Below are 20,003 nucleotides of genomic sequence, written 5' to 3' on the forward strand. Positions count from 1 at the left end.
GTCTGAGAAGTGGAGCCGCCTCGGTCAATCCGAGGCGGCTTTTTGGTTTTCGGTCTGTCAGTTCAACCCTGAAGCGTGGCCTTCTTACGACTCGCCATCGCCGTCACCGCATAACCAATACACGCCGCCAGAATCGATCCCGTCAAAATCCCCATCCGGTCCTCACCGGCAAACTCACTGGCACCCGGCACAAATGCCAGCGAACCGACAAACAGGCTCATGGTAAAGCCGATCCCACACAGGATCGCCACACCAAACACCTGCCCCCAGTTCGCACCGCTGGGCAGGGCGGCGAGGCCGGTCTTGATGGCCAGCCAAGTAAGGCCAAACACACCGACGGTCTTGCCGATCAGCAGGCCAGCGGCGATGCCCATGGGCACGTGGTGGGTGAAGCTTTCCAGGCTGACGCCGGTCAGGGATACGCCGGCGTTGGCGAAGGCAAACAGCGGCAAGATGCCGTAGGCCACCCATGGGTGCAGGGCGTGTTCCAGCGTGAGCAGCGGCGAGGGCTCGGCGTTCTTGGTACGCATGGGGATGCAGAAGGCCAATGTCACGCCGGCCAGCGTTGCATGCACGCCGCTCTTGAGCACGCAGACCCACAGGATCAGTCCGATGATCAGGTAAGGCCCAAGCTTGATGACGCCCAGGCGGTTCATCGCAATCAAGGCAATCAAGCACGCACCCGCGCCTGCAAGGGCAGCGCCGGACAGGTCGGCGGAGTAGAACACCGCAATCACAATGATCGCGCCCAGGTCGTCAATGATCGCCAGGGTCATCAGGAACAGCTTCAGCGACACTGGCACGCGCTTGCCGAGCAAGGCCAGCACGCCGAGGGCGAAGGCAATGTCGGTGGCCATGGGGATCGCCCAGCCGGAGAGTGCGGCGGGGTAATCCTTGTTGATCGCCCAGTAGATCAGCGCCGGCACGACCATGCCGCCGATAGCCGCCGCGCCGGGCAGCACCACTTGCGAGGGCTTGGACAGGTGGCCGTCGAGCAGTTCACGCTTGACCTCCAGGCCGATCAGCAGGAAGAACAGGGCCATCAGGCCGTCGTTGATCCACAGCAAGGCCGGCTTGGCGATTTTCAACGCGCCGACCTGTGCCACCACCGGTACGTCGAGAAACGCCTCGTACAGGTGCGACAAAGGTGAATTGTTGATGATCAACGCCAAGGCGGCAGCCGCGATCAACAACAGACCGCTGGCGGCTTCCAGCTGGAAGAAACGGGTAAAAGTGCTACGCAGAGGCAAGGGATGCTCTCCAATCCAGATTCAATAGGTGGGTACCCTAACCCGTACCGTTAGTTGTTAAAACAAAAGTTATATTCTTATTTGTTATAAGAAGCTGTTTGGCATGACGTTGCGTCTAAGCCTAGCAATTGTGTGTCCGATTGAGTCGGTACTGTATCTGTGTGACACGTAGGAAACCCCCTAAAATCAGGGCTTACACCTTCAGAGAAACCCTCCATGAGCGACCACCGTCCCTGGGCCCGCGAAGCCATTCGCATTATTGAAGCCGACTTCCAGCGCAGTGCCGACACGCACCTGATCCCGTTGCCGCTGCCGGGGTTGCCGGGTATCGAGTTGTACTTCAAGGACGAGTCCAGCCACCCCACTGGCAGTCTCAAACACCGACTTGCCCGCTCACTGTTTCTCTACGCGCTGTGTAACGGTTGGCTCAAGCCGGGCGCGCCGGTGATCGAGGCCTCCAGCGGTTCGACGGCAATTTCCGAAGCCTACTTCGCGCGTTTGCTCGGTTTGCCGTTTATTGCGGTGATGCCGGCCACCACCTCCCAGGAAAAGATCGCGCAGATTGCCTTCTACGGCGGCAAGAGCCACTTGGTACAGGATCCCACGCAGATCTACGCCGAATCCGAACGCCTGGCGCGTGAAAGTGGCGGTCACTTCATGGACCAGTTCACCTACGCCGAACGCGCCACTGACTGGCGGGCGAACAACAATATCGCCGAGTCGATCTTCCAGCAGATGCGCTTCGAGCAGCATCCGGAACCGAGCTGGTTGATCTCCAGCCCCGGCACTGGCGGCACCACCGCGACCCTTGGTCGTTATGTGCGTTATCGCCAGCACTGCACACGCGTGTTGTGCGCCGATGCCGAGCGTTCAGTGTTCTTTGATTTCTATCAGAGTGGCGACGCCAGCTTGCGCCTGGACTGTGGTTCACGCATCGAAGGCATTGGCCGGCCACGGGTCGAGGCGTCGTTTCTGCCCAAGGTGATCGATGCGATGGTCAAGGTGCCGGATGCACTGTCGCTGGCGGCCATGCATTACCTGGCTGAGCGGTTGGGGCGGCGGGTCGGTGGTTCCAGCGGGACTAACCTGGTCGGCGCTCTGGTGGCGGCGCAGCAAATGAAAGCGGCGGGGGAGTCGGGTTCGATTGTGGCGATCTTGTGTGATGGCGGGGAGCGGTATGCCACGACTTACTACGATCAGGCCTGGCTCGACGCCCAGGGCTATGAATTGGCTGGGTTGATTGCGGCCGTTGCGGCCAGTGTCGAGCGGGGCGAGCCGTTGCCGGACAGCATCCTGCGCGCCAACATTTAATCGTCTAGAAGCCCGGCGAGCCGGGCTTCTACAAGAGAATGTGTCAGGCCTCGATACCCAACATATCCCGCGCCAACGCCTCGGCAATCCGAATCCCATCCACGCCTGCCGACAGAATCCCACCGGCATAACCGGCGCCTTCCCCGGCCGGGAACAGGCCTTTCACGTTCAGGCTCTGCATCGATTCGTTACGGGTGATCCGCAGCGGCGACGAAGTGCGAGTCTCAATACCCGTCAACACCGCGTCGTGCAGCGAGTAACCCTTGATCTGCTTTTCGAACGCCGGTAAGGCTTCACGGATCGCTTCGATGGCGAAGTCCGGCAAGGCCAGCGCCAAATCGCCCAGGGACACACCTGGTTTGTAGGACGGTTCCACACTGCCGATCGCCGTCGACGGCTTGCCGGCGATGAAGTCCCCCACCAGTTGTGCTGGCGCCTCGTAGTTGCTGCCGCCGAGGACGTAGGCGTGGGATTCCAGGCGTTCCTGCAGCTCGATACCCGCCAGCGGGCTACCCGGATAATCCACCTCAGGCGTGATGCCGACCACGATGCCGGAGTTGGCATTGCGCTCATTACGCGAGTATTGGCTCATGCCGTTGGTGACCACACGGCCCGGCTCGGAAGTCGCTGCGACCACGGTGCCGCCTGGGCACATGCAGAAGCTGTAGACCGAACGGCCGTTCTTGGCGTGGTGCACCAGCTTGTAGTCGGGCCGCGCCGAGTTTCGGGTGGCCGGCGTATTTGCCCAGTCGCGCGGCGTCGATCAAGGATTGCGGGTGTTCGATACGGAAACCCACCGAGAACGGCTTGGCTTCCATGTACACACCACGGCCATGGAGCATGCGGAACGTGTCGCGGGCGCTGTGGCCCAGCGCCAGGATCACGTGCTTGGACAGGATCTGTTCGCCGCCATCGACGACGACGCCGTTCAACTGGCCGTCTTCGATCAGCACGTCGGTCACGCGCTGTTCGAAGCGCACTTCACCGCCGAGGGCGATGATCTGCTCGCGCATGTTCTCTACCACGCCGGTCAGGCGGAACGTACCGATGTGCGGCTTGCTGACGTAGAGGATCTCTTCCGGCGCACCGGCCTTTACGAACTCATGCAGGACTTTGCGGCCGTGGAACTTCGGGTCCTTGATCTGGCTGTACAGCTTGCCGTCGGAAAAAGTCCCGGCGCCCCCTTCACCGAACTGCACGTTGGACTCTGGGTTCAGCACGCTTTTGCGCCACAGGCCCCAGGTGTCCTTGGTGCGCTGGCGCACTTCCTTACCGCGCTCAAGGATGATCGGCTTGAAGCCCATCTGCGCCAACAACAAGCCGGCGAAGATGCCGCACGGGCCGAAACCGACCACGATTGGACGCTCCGTGAGGCCTTCCGGCGCCTGGCCCACGACTTTGTAGCTGACATCCGGCGCCGGGTTGACGTTGCGGTCATCGGTGAACTTGAGCAGCAGGGCGGCTTCACCCTTCACGTTCAAGTCGATGGTGTAGATGAAGCACAGCTCCGAGGATTTCTTGCGGGCGTCGTAGCTACGCTTGAACAGGGTGAAATCGAGCAAGTCATCACTGGCGATGCCCAGGCGCTGCACGATGGCGGGCCGCAGGTCTTCTTCGGGATGGTCGATGGGCAGCTTGAGTTCGGTGATTCGTAACATGACAGGATCCGGTAGGCGGCGGGCTCGGAGGCCGGCTGTTTTGCAAACCGGCGATTATAAGCCCCAATGGCGGTTTCCCGTCATGTTAAAACAGCACGGCGTGGCGTCAGTCGTCGCGCGAGCCGCCGAACGACGCACAACCGCGCTGCACCTGGCCGTTGACGCGCAGTTCGGCGCTCATGTGTTGCAGGCTGCCGCTGACCGGGTCGACGCAACGCTGCGGGGCCACCCACAATTCCACGTGTTGATTATTGGCCTCGGTCATCAGGTTGAATCGGCCGTCACCGATTTGTTCTTCCACATAAGGCACCGCCAGTGGCGGCTGGCCTTCGCGTTCCAGCACCAGGCCCTTGGCGGTGACGTTCATCACCCAGGTCGGTTTGTGGCCGTTGGCGCGCAGAATCATGCGTTTGAAGTCGGGGTCGTTGCAGGCCGAGGTCGAGCGTTCGACGCGGTAGAGTTGTTGCAGGTCGACGCTGCCCTGGGTGCCGCTGGCGACCCCGGAGAATTTGCCGCGCAGGTCGGCAAACAACGCGCCTTGCTCGCCGGCCAGAGAAGCCGCTTCCTGCAGGATGCTGGTGCCGCCGGTGTCGTTGACCACATAGTTGCGTTTGTCGCCACACGGCTGGAACAGCAGTTTGCCGCCGACTGCCGTGAGTTCGCCCTGCATGCGGGTCAGCCCGGCGATAGAGGGCTTGGCCGGATCGTTATCGAACATCTGGCAGGCGCCAAACAGGGGAAACAAGGCAAGTAGAGCAAGGGTATGGGCGGCACGCATCATCGAGTCTCCAGACAAGTGCCGCCACGTTACGCAGGCCTGCGTCGCACCACAACCCCGCCCGCGAGGTTCAGGCAATTCTGACAGGCAGCCTGATCACCCCACGATAAAGGTCTGACCGGTTTGCAGGCCTTCCACGCTTTTTGCGTAGGCCAACGCCACGTCGGCACCCGACGCCGGTTTGTAGCCACGGAAATACGGCGCGTAGCTGTCCATGGCTTCCAGCAAGACCGTCGGACTCACTGCGTTGACGCGCAGCCCGCGCGGCAACTCGATCGCTGCGGCTTTGACGAAGGCATCGAGTGCGCCGTTGACCAGTGCCGCCGAGGCGCCAGTGCGGATCGGATCGCGGTTCAGAATGCCGCTGGTGAAGGTGAACGAGGCGCCATCATTAGCGTACTCGCGGCCGATCAACAGCAGGTTGACCTGGCCCATCAGCTTGTCACGCAAGCCCAGTTCGAAATCGCTTTCGCTCATCTCACCCAGCGCTACAAAGTTCACGCTGCCTGCCGCACAGACCAGGGCATCGAACTTGCCGGTCTGTTCGAACAGCTTGCGGATCGACGCGCTGTCGCTGATATCCACTTGGAAGTCACCGCTGTTGCGGCCGATGCTGATCACGTCGTGACGCTGAGCCAGTTCCGCCTTGACTGCCGAGCCGACAGTGCCGCTGGCGCCAATCAATAGGATTTTCATCGTGCTGTTCCTCCAGGGGGTAAGTGAGGATTCAGTCTAGTGTGGCTTTTTGGGCGGATAAACGCGCTAATAGGCAACCTTTGGTTTTCAAATGGAAACAATCCATGAGCGAGATGGATGACCTGGCCGCGTTTGCGGTGCTGATCGAAGCCGGCAGTTTTACCGTGGCCGCCGAGCAACTGGACTGCAGCAAAGGGCAGTTGTCCAAGCGGATCAGCCAGTTGGAAGCGCGGTTTTCCGTGGTCTTGCTGCACCGCACCACGCGCAAACTCAGCCTGACAGCCGCCGGCGCAGCGTTGCTGCCCCAGGCCCAGGCATTGGTGGTGCAGGTAGATCGGGCCCGGCAGGCATTGGCGCGGCTCAAGGACGACCTGGCCGGGCCGGTGCGCATGACGGTGCCGGTCTCGTTGGGCGAGACCTTCTTCGACGGGTTGTTGCTGGAATTTTCCAAGCAGTACCCGCAAGTGCAGATCGAGCTGGAGCTCAACAATAGTTACCGTGACCTGGCGCGGGATGGGTTTGATTTGGGGGTACGCTCAGGCGCGATTGAAAACGAGCGCCTGGTGGCCAAGCCACTGCTGGCCTGGCATGAAATGACCTGCGCCAGTCCGGCGTACCTCGAGCAGCATGGTGAGCCACAGACCCCGGCCGACCTGGCAACCCACACCTGCCTGCTCAACAGCCATTACAGCGGGCGGGAAGAGTGGCTGTACCACCAGCAGCACGAATTGCTGCGGGTGCGGGTCAGCGGCACCTTTGCGTCCAACCACTACAACCTGTTGAAAAAAGCCGCGCTGGTGGGCGCCGGTATCGCACGGCTGCCGTCCTATGTGCTTCCAGCAGAATTGGCTGACGGCCGCTTGCGTTGGCTCCTGCGCGATTATCAGACGCGGAGCCTGCCGATGTACCTGGTGCATCCTTATCAAGGCGGCTTGCCGCGTCGCACCCAGGTGTTGGCCGACTATCTGGTGGACTGGTTCAAGCGCAGTGGCGAGGCGCTGGATCGGCTTTAAGCGTAGCGACGAGCGATCAGGTGATCGATGGACAGACGCCCCGGCCCTTTGGCCACCAGCAGCAACAGCAGCGCAATCCAGGTGCCATGGGTTGGGTAGGCGTCCGGGTAGACGAACAGCTGGATCACCAGGGTCATGCCGATCAGGGCCAAGGCCGAGAAGCGCGTGGCGAAGCCCATCAGGATCAACACCGGGAAAAAATGCTCGGCAAATGCAGCCATAGGCGCTGCGATTTCCGGCGATAACAGCGGCACGTGGTATTCGCTGCGAAACAGCGGCAATGTCGAAGCCGCCAGTTTCGGTGCGCCTAGTTGGAAGGTGCCGCTGATCAAATCAATCGCGAAGCCTTCGACTTTGGTTTGCCCGGATTTCCAGAACACGGCTGCAATGGAGAAGCGTGCGAGAAAGGCGATCAGGCTGTAGGGAATCTGTTCGAAAAGCGCGATGACCCGATTGATCAGGCACGATGGACGAGTATTCATGGCGATACCTTTTGTTCTGGTTGCAAATGGGTGATGGCGTTGTGGCTGATCAGCAGCGTCAGACATTGGTGCAGATCGAACTCGGCTGCAGTTTCAAGCGCCTGCTCCACGGCTTTTTCCAAGGGCGTGCCATGGGCCAGGCTGTCGATAAACGCGACTGAGCCGTGGTCGATAGCAAAGACTTGAACCTCCAGGCCCTGACGTATGACTAGTGCACCCTGGGCGTGCCAGGGATTCAAAGTGGCCAGGCCACCTTCGGTCTGGTGCGCGGCCCACACGGCCACCACTGCATAGGCTGAATTCAAAGTGGCTAGGGAGGGATGCAGTTGCAGGCGCAGTTTCCCCAAGTCTGCCTGGCCTTGCAGTGCCAGGAGAACCGTCTGCTGGTCCAGCGGCTGGGTATCCGCGGCGTGATAGGCACGCACACGCAAGCGTTCCAGGCGCGCGACATCCGCCAGGTAGGGCACGCTGGCGGCAGGCTCGAAATCCTGGATAAACGCCGCGAACGCACTGCCGTACTCGCTGATCAACGGGCTGGTGGGTGGGCAAGCCTGTACAAACAGGCAGGCCATCGCTCGGAAGAACTCTTCGCCTACCAGCTGCAATGTCACGGGATATGCCGTCGCCAACGCGTTGATCAATGAGCTGTGCACATTGTTGCGATACACCACGAAGCGGCTGGCGGGATCGGCGCCATTGGTGCTGAACAGGCCATCGGGGCAGGCCAGGTCCGGCGCCAATAATGCCTCGGCGAAATTGTCGTGCAGGCTCATGCTTTCACCTTCGACAGATGCCATTCGGCCTGCTGGGCCTCGGCCAGTAATACGCCGAACGCCGGCACCTGGTTATCCCGCTCGATCAAGGTTGCTACCGAGCCGACGTGTTTAAGTACCTTTTCGTACAGCTGCCACACGGCGTTGTCGATAAGTGCGCCGTGATCATCGATCAGCAAGCGATCGCCGAGGCTGTCAGTGTCTTCGGCAAAACCGGCCAGATGAATCTCGCCCACCGCGTGCAATGGCAACGCGTCGAGGTAGGCAAGTGGATCGCGCCGATGGTTGATGCACGACACATAGACGTTGTTTACATCCAGCAGCAAACCACAGCCGGTGCGGCGGATGACTTCGCTGATGAAGTCGGTCTCGTCCAGGGTTGAGCGTTGGAATTGCAGATAAGTCGACGGGTTTTCCAGCAGCATCGCGCGCTTGAGGGTGCTCTGCACCTGATCAACGTGTTCGCACACCCGTTGCAGGGTCGCGCTGTCGTAAGCCAGGGGCAGCAGGTCATTGAGGAACACCGGGCCATGGCTTGACCAGGCCAGGTGTTCGGAAAAAGAGTGGGGTTGATAGCGTTCAATCAGCGCGGCCAACCGTGCCAGGTGCTCACGGTCCAGCGGGCCTTCGCCGCCGATGGACAGGCCCACGCCGTGCAAGGACAGCGGGTACTGCTCGCGGATCAACCCCAGGTAATGATGAAACGGGCCGCCGGCCACCATGTAGTTTTCGGCGTGCACTTCAAAAAAACCGATGTCGGGCGAGGTCTCCAGCACTTCCATGAAATGCTCGTGCTTGAGCCCCAGCCCGGCCCGGCGGGGAAGGCCGGGCGCCTGAGCCTGGGAGACGGCTTGCAGGGATGAAAGGGTCATCATCAGTACTCAGGTTTTACGAGGTTTCAGGACTTGGCGGTGAAGGCTGCTTCCTGGCCGAAACCGGTCGGCGAGGTGGAGCTTGGGGTCTTGAGGCAGGTGCCGGCAGGGACCAGTTTCCAGGCGTTGGCCTGGTCTTTGACTTTCGAGGTACCGGCGCAGGAAGTGCCTGCACCCGCGGCGCAATCGTTCTTGCCGGCTTCAGCGACGCCGAAGCATTTCTGCATGTCGTCGGCAGCGTGGGCGGTGGTGGCCAGGGCGGACAGGCTCAGGGCGGAACCGAGGGCCAGAACGAGGGTGGCGGCGGACAGTTTGGTCGTCATGGTGTATCTCCAGCAGTGGGTTGAGGTGGCAGGCTTACATGCCTGCTTACACCTCTAGAGACGGTACGGAGAAAATCGTTACAAGCGTGTAGGGAAAATCTTTTATTTTTCCCAAAAAAATGAGGAGCTGGTTTCCCAGCTCCTCTGATGGCTTTCATCAAGGGCCTTTTATCAGCCGCCCAGATACGCCTCGCGCACCTTCGGATCGGTCAGCAACTGCTCGCCCGTCCCCTGCATCACTACCCGGCCGTTTTCCAGCACATAGGCACGGTCAGCGATTTTCAGCGCCTGGTTGGCGTTCTGCTCCACCAGGAACACCGTCACACCGTCCTTGCGCAGCTGTTCGATGATGTCGAAGATCTGCTGGATGATGATCGGTGCCAGGCCCAGTGAAGGTTCGTCCAACAGCAACAGCTTGGGTTTGCTCATCAGCGCCCGACCGATGGCGAGCATCTGCTGCTCGCCGCCGGACATGGTGCCGCCGCGCTGGCTGAAGCGTTCCTTGAGCCGAGGAAACAGGTGCAGCACCTTGTCCATCTGCTCCTGGTAGTCGCCCTTGTCGGTGAAGAACCCGCCCATGGCCAGGTTCTCTTCCACGGTCAGGCGCGAGAACACACGACGCCCTTCCGGCACCACCGCAATGCTCTTGCGCATGATCTGCGAGGATTGCTGACCCACCAGTTCTTCACCCATGTAACGGATGCTGCCGCTGTGGGCCTGGGGCGAACCGCACAGGGTCATCAACAGGGTCGATTTGCCGGCACCGTTGGCACCGATCAGCGTGACGATCTCACCCTGGCGCACTTCCACGTTGACGCTGTGTAGGGCCTGGATCTTGCCGTAGAAAGTGGAAACGTTTTCGAATTGCAGCATTTTACGCTTCCCCCAAATAGGCTTTGATCACTTCAGGATTGTCGCGGATCTGCTCCGGCGTCCCGTCGGCCAAAGGCGTGCCCTGGTTGATCACCACGATGTGGTCGGAAATGCTCATGACCAGTTTCATGTCGTGTTCGATCAACAACACCGTGGCGTTGTTTTCTTCACGCAACACACTGATCAGCGCCTTGAGGTCTTCGGTTTCCTTGGGGTTCAGGCCAGCCGCGGGTTCGTCGAGCATGAGGATCCGCGGGCGGGTCATCATGCAGCGGGCGATTTCCAGGCGACGTTGCTGACCGTAGGCCAGGGTGCCGGCCGGGCGGTTGGCAAACTCGGTCAGGTTGACCTTGTCCAGCCAGTACTCGGCGTACTCCATGGCCTCGCGCTCGCTCTTGCGGAACGCCGGAGTTTTGAACAGGCCCGCGAAGAAGTTGGTGTTCAAGTGACGGTGCTGGGCAATCAACAGGTTCTCGACCGCCGTCATGTCCTTGAACAACCGCACGTTCTGGAAGGTCCGCACCACGCCCTTGCGGGCGATTTCGTGACCGGCCAGGCCCTGGATCGGCTGGCCGTCCAGCAGGATGCTGCCACCGCTCGGCTTGTAGAAACCGGTGAGGCAGTTGAACACCGTGGTCTTGCCGGCGCCGTTGGGGCCGATCAACGCTACCACTTGTTTCTCTTTCACGGTCAGGGCCACGCCGTTGACCGCCAGCAAGCCGCCGAAGCGCATGCTCAGATTTTCGACTTTCAGGATCTCGCGGCTCATTTGCGCAGCTCCATGTGTGGACGTTGCATGGGCAGCAGGCCTTGAGGACGCCAGATCATCATCAGCACCATCATGGCGCCGAACATCAACATGCGGTATTCGCTGAACTCACGCATCATTTCCGGCAGCAGGATCATCACGATCGCCGCCAGGATCACGCCCAGTTGCGAGCCCATGCCACCCAGTACCACGATGGCGAGGATGATCGCCGACTCGATGAAGGTGAACGACTCCGGCGTCACCAGGCCTTGGCGAGCGGCGAAGAAGCTGCCGGCGAAACCGGCAAACGTTGCCCCGAGGGTAAATGCCGAAAGCTTGATGACTGTCGGGTTCATGCCCAGTGCACGGCAGGCGATTTCATCTTCACGCAGCGCTTCCCACGCACGGCCGATGGGCATGCGCAGCAGGCGGTTGATCACGAACAATGCAGCCAGTGCCAGCAGCAGCGCCACCAGGTACAGGAACACCACTTTGCTCACCGGGTTGTAGTCGATCCCGAAGTACTCGTGGAAGGTCTGCATGCCTTCTGCGGCGCTACGGTCGAACGTCAGCCCGAAGAAGGTCGGCTTGGGGATGCTGCTGATGCCATTGGGCCCGCCAGTGATGTCGGTGAGGTTACGCAGGAACAACCGGATGATTTCACCGAAGCCCAGGGTCACGATCGCCAGGTAGTCACCGCGCAGGCGCAGCACCGGGAAGCCGAGCAGGAAGCCGAACGTAGCCGCCGCCATGCCCGCCAAGGGCAGGCAGATCCAGAAGCCCCAGCCCAGGTAGTGCGAGAGCAGCGCGTAGGTGTAGGCACCCACGGCGTAGAAGCCCACGTAACCCAGGTCGAGCAATCCGGCCAGGCCCACCACGATGTTCAGGCCCAGGCCCAGCAATACGTAGATCAGGATCAGGGTGGCGATGTCGACCGCACCGCGCGAGCCAAAGAACGGCCAGATCAACGCGGCCACGATCAGGCCGATGATGATGTAGCGCTGGGTACGCGGCAGGGTCAGGAATTGGCTGACCTTGGGCGATACCAACGGGCCACGGTTGCCCTTGAACAGGGCGCCGACCTGCTGGGTGAACAGCACGCGCAGGAACATCAGCACCGAACACAGGGCGATGATGGTCAGGGTCACGGGACCGGTGCCATGCACTTCCAGGTTGATGCCGACAATGCTCAGCTTGAGGCCGAGTACCGGAAAGGCCACGGCCCATACCAGCAAGGCGCTGAAAAACGCCGATTTAAGATATCTGCTCATACTTTCTCAACCTCCGGACGGCCCAGGATGCCGGTCGGACGGAACAACAGCACCAGAACCAACAGGCCGAACGCCACGACGTCCTTGTACTGGTCGCCGAAGATATCGGCGCCAAAGGCTTCGGCCACACCCAGCACCAGGCCACCCAGCATCGCGCCCGGGATACTGCCGATGCCGCCCAATACCGCCGCAGTAAAGGCCTTGAGGCCTACCAGGAAACCAGCGTTGGGGTTGATCACGCCGTACTGCATGCTCAGCAGCACCGCCGCAACGGCAGCCAGTGCGGCACCGATCACGAAGGTCAGGGCGATGATGTTGTTGGTGTTGATACCCAGCAGGTTGGCCATCTTGATGTCTTCGGCGCAAGCCCGGCAGGCACGCCCCAGACGGGAGCGAGAGATGAACAGGGTCAGGCCCAGCATCGCCACCAGGGTGACGACAAAGACCAGGATCTGCATATACGAAATCAGCACTTCTTGTGCGCCACCTGGGCCGAAGGAGATGCTCCCCGGGATCAGGTTGGGAATGGACTTGTCCTTGGAGTCCTGGGACAGCAATACGGTGTTCTGCAGGAAAATCGACATGCCGATGGCGGAAATCAGCGGAATCAGACGGTTGCTGCCACGCAAGGGACGGTAGGCAACACGCTCGATACTGTAGCCATAGGCACTGGTCACGACGATCGACGCCAGGAACGCGGCGGTCATCAACAGCGGCAGGGAGTGGATACCCATCATGGCCAACCCGGCAAGGGCGATAAAGGCCACGTAGGAACCAATCATGTACACCTCGCCATGGGCGAAGTTGATCATTCCAATGATGCCGTAAACCATTGTGTAGCCAATGGCTATCAAGGCATAGGTGCTGCCAATGGTCAGGCCATTAACCAGCTGTTGGAAAAAATGATAGATCTCAGGCATTACAGCGCTCCTAAAAACCCGATACGCATTTCACTGGTGGAGTCATTTCCGGCCTGTGCCCTGTTCTGTGACCAGGTTGCACAAAGCGTTTGCCAGCGAACCGCTGGTGACGGTTTTAAGATTTTCAGGTGAGCCAGCGCCCGGATCGCGGGTGACAGGCCCATAAACCTCGTAAAACAAAGCCCACTGCTCTCACAGTGGGCTTGTTGGACCAGTAACGCCTGGCTTACTGAGGGGAAACTTCGGTTTTTGGTTTACCGAAGTGCCATTCGTAGACCACGAATTTGAAGTCCTTCAGGTCGCCCTTGGCGTCGAAGCTCAGGTCGCCGGTAGGGGTCTTGAAGGTGCCCGCGTGGATGGCGGCTGCCACTTTGGCGGTGTCTTCGCTCTTCGCAGCGGCAATACCGCCGGCGATCACTTCGATGGCCGAGTAGGCTGGGAACACGAACGGACCGGTTGGGTCCTGCTTGTTCTTGGCGAACTCTTCAACGATGGCTTTGTTGGCCGGGTCGGTGTCGAAGGACTTAGGCAGGGTCACCAGCAGGCCTTCGGAAGCGCCCTGGGCGATTTGCGAGATGGAGTCGTTGCCGACGCCTTCCGGGCCCATGAACTTGGCGTTCAGGCCTTTTTCCTTGGCTTGGCGCAGGATCAGGCCCAACTCAGGGTGGTAGCCGCCGTAGTAGACGAAGTCGACGTTGGCTTGCTTGAGTTTCTGGATGATCGAGGAGAAGTCTTTGTCGCCGGCGTTCAGGCCTTCGAAGACAGCAACCTTGGTGCCTTTTTTCTCGAGGGTCTGTTTAACGGCGGTGGCGATGCCTTCACCGTATTGCTGCTTGTCGTGCAGGACGGCAACGATCTTCGGCTTCACGTGGTCGGCAATGTAGTTGCCGGCGGCCGGGCCTTGGGCGCTGTCCAGGCCGATGGTGCGGAAGATCAGCTTGTAGCCACGGGCGGTGATTTCCGGGCTGGTGGCAGCCGGGGTAATCATGATCACGCCTTCGTCTTCATAGATGTCGGAGGCAGGTTGAGTGGAGCTGGAGCAGAGGTGACCGACCACGAACTTGACGCCGTCGTTGACCACTTTGTTGGCGACGGCAACGGCTTGTTTAGGATCGCAAGCGTCGTCGTATTCCTTGGCCTCAAGCATTTTGCCGTCGACGCCGCCCTTGGCGTTGATATCGGCGATGGCTTGTTTGGCACCCATGAATTGCATGTCGCCGTATTGCGTCACTGGACCGGTCTTAGGCCCTGCGATACCGATCTTGATGGTGTCGGCTGCGAACGAATGGCCGGCAACCCCAGCCAGGACCATAGCGGCAAACAGTTTGGAAATCTGCTTAGTAGCCTTATTCATAGTGCTCCACTCTTACTGTTGTATTTTTTATAGTTCTAGCGGCCTTGTGAGCTGCAGAACCGGATCAGATATCTCGGATATCCCCCCGGCAGTGCCCTGGCAACTGTACCGGTACAGTGTAGAGCGCCGGTTGATCGCTTGAAAAGCTGGCTGCTGGGGGCAAAACCCGGGTATGTCGCTTAAATGAAAGAAAAAGACAGAATTGCGGCGGGGTGATGCCAGAGTTTCGGGCAATCCTTGGCTTTCCTGACACTTTCTCTCGGTGACTCATTTGCAACTGGGTTTTTCTACCAGGGCCACGACGTTATGATTGCGCCGTTTTTTACTCAGGTGAATTCCCATGACGCAAGAACCTAGCACCCTCTATGCCAAGCTGCTTGGTGAAACCGCCGAAATATCCTGGAAGGAGCTTGAGCCGTTCTTCGCAAAGGGTGCCCTATTGTGGGTCGACGCAGGCCTGGATTTGATCGAAGCCGCCGAGGGAATGGCCGAGGACAACCGCGACAAAGTCGCTGCCTGGCTGGCCTCTGGTAGCCTGGGCGAAGTGTCTGCGACGCGGGCGCTGGACCTGGTTGAGCGCGATCCGAGTCTGTGGGCGGTGGTGGTTTCACCGTGGATTCTGATCCAGGAAAGGGCGGCGTAAGAAAAGCCTGCACGAAAAAGGTGCACGTTTTTTGCCGAGGGAAGTGTGTAGCGGAGTAACTGCTGAAGCGGTGATGGCATCTTGCCGTAGAGAAAGGTCACAGCCGAGGGTGACGTGCGCGTCACGGGAACAGTTGGGCCGTGGTGAAATCACTGGGGAATTGTTTCCAGGTGTGCCAGGGCTATAGATATCTGTTGCCTGGGCTGTTGCTTTCGCGAGCAAGCCCGCTCCCACACTCGACCGCATTCCTACAGGATGCACACCTTCAAGTGTGGGCGCGGGCTTGCTCGCGAAGAGGGCGCCTCGGTCTAGGCGGTCTTGCCGGTGTGGTTATTCAACGAAATAACCTTGGTCTTACCGATGCGGTGACGGTAAATCTCACGCAAGTACTTGATCGCCTTCTTCACGCAATCCCGCGACAGGCGAATGTCATTGATCGATACGAACTTCTCTTTGTCGTTGATCAGCTCGCGGTACTTCTTCTCATACATCGGCTTGATCGCGTACCAGTTGGTATCGAGGATCTTCGCCGGATTTTCGAACTCGTTGAGCAGCTCGTCGATATGGGCTTCGTCGAAGTCCTCGTGGATGATGAAATCCAGGATCGAGTTGTCCAGCGTGTCATCGAACCGGTACGGGTTGCGCGCAAAGCAGCGCTTGATGAAGGCTACGATCAGCGTGAGGAAATCATCCGACAGGCACGGGCTTTTCGCAATCAAGGTGGTCAGCGACAAGTTGGCCGAAGCACCGATCACCAGGGCATAGCGCTTGAGGGTGGTGTTGGGGAACAGGCTGTTGAGGTGGGTCTTGAGCCGGTTCAGGTCCATGTAGGACAGCTTGTAGTCCTTGGGCAACGAGACGATGGACACCACCGACGAGCAGTTCTTGAAGAAGTGCAGGTCATGCAACGCGGCCGCGTCGTAGCCTGAATTCTTGTACTGCTCCAGCGACGCCTTGTAGCGCTTGGATTCGATCGGCAGCAGGCTGATGCCTTCGATGGCTTGGGTGACTTTGTTGAAGTGCGGCAGGTCGATGGAGCGAAAGAACAGGTCATCGATGTTCAGGCGTTGCGGCTCTTTCTCGAATACCTTGAATTTGTCGCTCGACGGCGCCGGGGTTTCCGGGACGACGGACTCGGCGTAGGCAATCGCCACCGGGCCGGCCAGGCTCATGAACAGGTCGTTGGCATCCAGGCGGATGGTTTCGCCGATGTCGATCCCGGCGCGCCGGAAGTAGTTCTGGTCGTAGTCGGTGGTCACGGCCTGGGCGGTGAGGATGTTGAAAATCTGCTGGGAAATGTACTGGTTGGCGTGTTTTTCCATGGCATTGACGTCAATGTTCTGGATGTTGCCGTCATCGCTTTCTTCGGCATAACGCATGATGTCGTTGGAGATCAGCATCATCGCGTTCCACGGCCGGATGCGCCCCTTCACGCTGGCTTCGCTGCTGTCTTCGTTGGCGAAGTTGTACGAGAAATCCCATTCTTCCGACAGGTATTTGCACAGCAGGCGCCCGGCGTTGATGTGCAGCGCCTCGGACATTTCGCTACGGTGGTCGGAAATGTTCGGCAGCACGCAAATGCCGCTGGTGAAGATCGGCTCGAACACAAAGGCATGGCCGCTTTTGCTGTCGTGCTCGTCGGCGGGCTTGGTGTCGAACGTCTTGTTCATGTACGAGTGTTGCTGGGCCAGGCCGAATTCCGAGGCCATGCCCGAGCCGGTGCCGCCGCCGGCGCTGAAGATCGAGAAGTACAGGCGCGACTGGTTGGCCTTGATGCCGCACGAGTCGATCAGGTACGAGTGGATCATCTTCCAGTCAGGGCTGGAAAAACGCTGGGTGTCTTTATTGAGGATGATCTTGGCCAGGTACTGGCCGAGGATCGGCGCGTTACCTGCACCACCGGCATGGACTTCAGACAGGTCCATGATTTTCATCTTGCTGTAGTCGCGCAAAAAGCCGCTTTTTTCGCCCTTGCGCGAGAAGCGGATACGCCCGGCGATGTCCTTGTCCAGGTCGCCAAGCATTACCAGCGGTTCCACCAGGAACACCGGTTTGCTGGCCTTGCCGCTGCCCAGGCGCAGGTTGTTGCGGATCCACTGGGCCGGGCTGTAACCCTTGTCCTGTGACTTGTCTTCGTTGCTGAATTCGTTCAAGTAGAACTTGCGCGCGTTGTACACCAGTTCCGCCACGTCGAGCGCGATGTTCGAACCACAGCGGCCCAGGCCGATCAGGCACACCGAGGGGAATTCCTGCTCGTTGCGCGGATCGTTGTCGCCTTCCAGATGGGGGGCGCGCGGGAACACCATGTCGCGCAGGCCGTCGAGGTTGTCGAGGATGCGGTCGGTATTGGTTTCGGTGAAATACAGGTATTGCTGGGTGGCCAGCGGGCGGGCGGTGCTCAATGACTTTGAACCTGAGGGAGTGTCCGCAGGAGCTGGGAGCAACACGTCGGATACCACGGTGGCAGAGTTATTTTTAGAAGTCATTGTGCGCCATGTGCCTGGGCGGATGGCTGAAAGTATCAAAGGGCCATCACGGAATGGGAGTTCGCGACTTTACAGTGCGTCCTTGTCCTGGGCGAGTGGGCTAAACCCTAGTGTTTTCGGGGAAAACCTGGCCGGACTCTGATGAATCGGCCGTTCGTCGGCGTTCTTTAGGCAAATGATGGCGAAATGCCAAAGATTCGGCGTCAGCGAATTGGCCTGACGATGGACGTGGAGCCTCCACGGCTTGGCGAGGGCTCTTTCGGCGTACGGCTGTCCGTGGTGCTCACCCCGCTTGGTGAGTGGAGCGGATTGCGCATGTTGATGCCTTGCATTACACCGATGATGTCACTGGCTGGCACCGCAGGACTCAGCAGGTAACCCTGGACGAAATCACAGCCATGTTGGTGCAGCAGCTCGAACTGGGCCTGGGTTTCCACGCCTTCGGTCACCACTTGCAGGTGTAGGGTGTGGGCCATGCCGATCACCGCCTGGACGATCTCGATATCGGCGGTGGATTTGGGAATATCCTGGATAAACGAGCGGTCGATCTTCAGGGTGTTGAGGGGCAAGCGCTTGAGGTAAGCGAGGGATGAGTAGCCGGTGCCAAAGTCATCGATGGCCAGTGACACACCCAGCGCGCGGATTTGCCGCAGCAACGCCAAAGTACTGCTGATGTTACCCATCAGGGCGTTTTCGGTGACTTCCAGTTCCAGGCGGTTGGCGCCGATCCCGCTGAAGCGCAACGCGTCTTCGATTTCATCCGCCAGCTCATCGCGGGCCAGGTTCAGGGCCGAGCAGTTCACCGCCATGGTCAGGTCGGTATAACCCCGTTCCGACAGCAGGCTCAGGTCATGACAGGCTTGGCGCAGTACCCAGTGGTCCAGTTCGGCAATCAGGCCGTTGCTTTCGGCGATGCCGATAAAGCGGTCCGGAGCCAGTAGACCGTGCTGTGGGTGTTGCCAGCGTACCAAGGCTTCCAGTCGCGTGACCTTGCCCAGTTTCATGTCGAAGATCGGTTGATAGAACAGCACCAGTTGGTTACGGGTGCGCAGGGCGCCGCGCAGTTCCTCTTCCAGTTGCAGTTCAAGGAACGCGCGGGTTTTTAGGTTGGAGCTGAAGAAGTTCAGGCTGTTGCGCCCGGCATCCTTGGACTGATACAGCGCCAGGTCGGCGGTTTTCAACAGCTCTTCGCACGTCAGGCCGTCATCGGGAAACAGGCTGATACCGATGCTGGTGGTCATCACCATGCGCCGGCCGGCCAGTTCGATGGGTTCTTTCATCTGTTGCATGATGCGTTGGGCCAGGTGCCGGGCTTCGTCGCGGTGGTGGATGCTGATCAAGATGCAGAACTCATCGCCGCCAAACCGCGCCACCACATCGGCGTGGCTGCGTACCGAGCCCTTGATGTGCCCGGCCAGCACGGTGAGCAACTGGTCGCCGGCGTCATGCCCGAGGCTGTCGTTGATGCGTTTGAAGTGGTCGATATCAAGGAAGATCACCGCCATCATGCCGTGGGAGGCGGTTTTTTCGGCGAGCTTTTCCGCGAAGATCTGGTTGAAGCCTCTTCGGTTGAGCAGGCTGGTCAAGGCGTCGTAGTGGGCCACCTGTTGCAGCGAGGCGCGGGCCTGATCGAGTTCGCTGAGCAGCGCATTGACCCGACGTAGATCGCGTTCCTTATGTTGCAGTTTCTTGTCAGCCAGGGCCGCGCTGATGCTGCTGCCGATCACCAGCAGGGTGATGACGGCGACCGACAAGCCCAGTTGAATCGGATTGTTGTCCAGCGGCAGCGACAAGTCCGCCCCCGTCGGCACCATCAGGCGCATAGCGGCCATGCCGGTGAAATGCATGCTCAGGATGCCCGCGCCGAGCACCAGACTGGCGGCATATTTAAGCAACTGGTGGAACACCCCGGCACCGTTGCGCAGGTAACTCGACAGCAGCAAGGCCGCCAGGCTGGCGCCGATGGCAATGCCGATCGAGGCCATGAACAGTTTTGTTTCGAAATACACCTGTGCCTGGGAACGCATGGCCGACATGCCGACGTAATGCATCAAGGCGATGCCGATGCCCATCCACACCGACGCCAGCAAATACTGGTGGAAGCGCAGGTGGGGGTGACTCAGGGTTTGCATGGCGATCAGCGACGCGATCAACGCGATCAGCAAGGACGCGAACGTCATGAGCAGTTCGTAATGGATGGCAATCGGGGCCTGGAAGGCCAGCATGCTGATGAAATGGGTCGACCAGATCCCGCCCGCCAGGCACCCGGCACCGAGCCAGCGCCAGTGGCGGCGCGCGGTAGGGTCTTCGACATGGCCGACGCGTTCGGCCATGTCCAGCGTGCCGAAACCCGCCGCGCAGGCGACCAGGTAGGCCAGCAGTACCAAAAAGGGGTTATGACTGCAATTGAGTAATAAGTGCCCGCTCTCTGGAAGCTCGGTAAAAAAATGCAGACCCAGCCATTCCATAGCATGTCCCGTCATAGCGTCACGTCACTGCCTACGGCGATGACCTATGGGGACCAGTGTAGACGTGTAGGAGAATTCGCCAAG

At 59.8% G+C, this 20,003-nt stretch carries 17 protein-coding genes and 1 pseudogene; 3 read left to right on the forward strand and 15 right to left on the reverse strand.

Annotated features, from left to right (window positions below; genetic code table 11):
- Positions 1–62: 62 nt before the first annotated feature.
- The gene (gene nhaA, locus AYR47_RS13905; RefSeq protein WP_061435585.1) at positions 63–1,250 is read right to left on the reverse strand and encodes a Na+/H+ antiporter NhaA; all 1,188 of its coding nucleotides are present in this window, start codon (positions 1,248–1,250) and stop codon (positions 63–65) included.
- 216 nt (positions 1,251–1,466) lie between these two features.
- Here nhaA and AYR47_RS13910 point away from each other — a divergent pair, with 216 nt between their 5' ends.
- A complete protein-coding gene (locus tag AYR47_RS13910) occupies positions 1,467–2,561 on the forward strand; it encodes a PLP-dependent cysteine synthase family protein (protein ID WP_033902747.1) in 1,095 nt (364 codons plus the stop codon).
- A 43-nt stretch (positions 2,562–2,604) separates the two neighbouring features.
- Here AYR47_RS13910 and AYR47_RS13915 read toward each other — a convergent pair.
- From AYR47_RS13915 to AYR47_RS13925, 3 genes and pseudogenes are all read right to left on the reverse strand, one after another.
- A pseudogene (locus AYR47_RS13915) lies at positions 2,605–4,219 on the reverse strand (NAD(P)/FAD-dependent oxidoreductase).
- A gap of 106 nt (positions 4,220–4,325) precedes the next feature.
- Positions 4,326–4,997, reverse strand: coding sequence for a COG3650 family protein (locus AYR47_RS13920; protein ID WP_033902841.1), 672 nt, complete (start codon positions 4,995–4,997; stop codon positions 4,326–4,328).
- Between the two features lie 96 nt (positions 4,998–5,093).
- A complete protein-coding gene (locus tag AYR47_RS13925) occupies positions 5,094–5,693 on the reverse strand; it encodes a short chain dehydrogenase (RefSeq protein WP_033902745.1) in 600 nt (199 codons plus the stop codon).
- 104 nt (positions 5,694–5,797) lie between these two features.
- Between AYR47_RS13925 and AYR47_RS13930 the strand changes: the two genes are divergently transcribed.
- Positions 5,798–6,706, forward strand: a complete 909-nt coding sequence (locus AYR47_RS13930) for a LysR family transcriptional regulator (protein WP_061435587.1) — start codon at positions 5,798–5,800, stop codon at positions 6,704–6,706.
- On the opposite strand, the gene AYR47_RS13935 is transcribed toward AYR47_RS13930, so the two are convergent.
- The 9 genes from AYR47_RS13935 to AYR47_RS13975 form a co-directional block, all read right to left on the reverse strand.
- A complete protein-coding gene (locus AYR47_RS13935) occupies positions 6,703–7,188 on the reverse strand; it encodes a DoxX family protein (RefSeq protein WP_033902743.1) in 486 nt (161 codons plus the stop codon). The two genes, AYR47_RS13930 and AYR47_RS13935, sit on opposite strands and share 4 nt — an antisense overlap.
- A complete protein-coding gene (locus tag AYR47_RS13940; RefSeq protein WP_061435588.1) occupies positions 7,185–7,961 on the reverse strand; it encodes an HvfC/BufC N-terminal domain-containing protein in 777 nt (258 codons plus the stop codon). Before AYR47_RS13940 ends, AYR47_RS13935 begins: the two co-directional genes overlap by 4 nt.
- Complete coding sequence (gene bufB / locus AYR47_RS13945) at positions 7,958–8,836, reverse strand: MNIO family bufferin maturase (RefSeq protein WP_033902741.1); 879 nt, start codon at positions 8,834–8,836, stop codon at positions 7,958–7,960. The genes AYR47_RS13940 and bufB overlap by 4 nt, the downstream gene beginning before the upstream one ends.
- Positions 8,837–8,859: 23 nt before the next feature.
- Positions 8,860–9,156: a BufA1 family periplasmic bufferin-type metallophore gene (locus AYR47_RS13950; RefSeq protein ID WP_061435589.1), complete on the reverse strand. Its 297-nt coding sequence runs from the start codon at positions 9,154–9,156 to the stop codon at positions 8,860–8,862.
- A gap of 171 nt (positions 9,157–9,327) precedes the next feature.
- A complete protein-coding gene (locus AYR47_RS13955) occupies positions 9,328–10,029 on the reverse strand; it encodes an ABC transporter ATP-binding protein (RefSeq protein WP_010212366.1) in 702 nt (233 codons plus the stop codon).
- Position 10,030: 1 nt separating this feature from the next.
- Positions 10,031–10,798: a high-affinity branched-chain amino acid ABC transporter ATP-binding protein LivG gene (gene livG, locus AYR47_RS13960; RefSeq protein ID WP_016975067.1), complete on the reverse strand. Its 768-nt coding sequence runs from the start codon at positions 10,796–10,798 to the stop codon at positions 10,031–10,033.
- Positions 10,795–12,048: a high-affinity branched-chain amino acid ABC transporter permease LivM gene (locus AYR47_RS13965; protein ID WP_016975068.1), complete on the reverse strand. Its 1,254-nt coding sequence runs from the start codon at positions 12,046–12,048 to the stop codon at positions 10,795–10,797. Before AYR47_RS13965 ends, livG begins: the two co-directional genes overlap by 4 nt.
- Complete coding sequence (gene livH, locus AYR47_RS13970) at positions 12,045–12,968, reverse strand: high-affinity branched-chain amino acid ABC transporter permease LivH (protein WP_028619257.1); 924 nt, start codon at positions 12,966–12,968, stop codon at positions 12,045–12,047. The genes AYR47_RS13965 and livH overlap by 4 nt, the downstream gene beginning before the upstream one ends.
- A gap of 226 nt (positions 12,969–13,194) precedes the next feature.
- Positions 13,195–14,322, reverse strand: coding sequence for a branched-chain amino acid ABC transporter substrate-binding protein (locus AYR47_RS13975; RefSeq protein ID WP_016975069.1), 1,128 nt, complete (start codon positions 14,320–14,322; stop codon positions 13,195–13,197).
- 340 nt (positions 14,323–14,662) lie between these two features.
- On the opposite strand from AYR47_RS13975, the gene AYR47_RS13980 reads away from it, so the two are divergent.
- Positions 14,663–14,965, forward strand: coding sequence for a DUF2288 domain-containing protein (locus AYR47_RS13980; RefSeq protein ID WP_017735930.1), 303 nt, complete (start codon positions 14,663–14,665; stop codon positions 14,963–14,965).
- A gap of 308 nt (positions 14,966–15,273) precedes the next feature.
- Here AYR47_RS13980 and AYR47_RS13985 read toward each other — a convergent pair whose 3' ends face one another.
- Positions 15,274–17,451: a hypothetical protein gene (locus AYR47_RS13985; protein WP_061435590.1), complete on the reverse strand. Its 2,178-nt coding sequence runs from the start codon at positions 17,449–17,451 to the stop codon at positions 15,274–15,276.
- Between the two features lie 203 nt (positions 17,452–17,654).
- On the reverse strand, positions 17,655–19,919 hold the full coding sequence (locus tag AYR47_RS13990) for a putative bifunctional diguanylate cyclase/phosphodiesterase (RefSeq protein ID WP_061435591.1): 2,265 nt from the start codon (positions 19,917–19,919) through the stop codon (positions 17,655–17,657).
- Positions 19,920–20,003: the final 84 nt, after the last annotated feature.

The organism is Pseudomonas azotoformans (assembly GCF_001579805.1).
Lineage (GTDB): Bacteria > Pseudomonadota > Gammaproteobacteria > Pseudomonadales > Pseudomonadaceae > Aquipseudomonas > Aquipseudomonas azotoformans_A.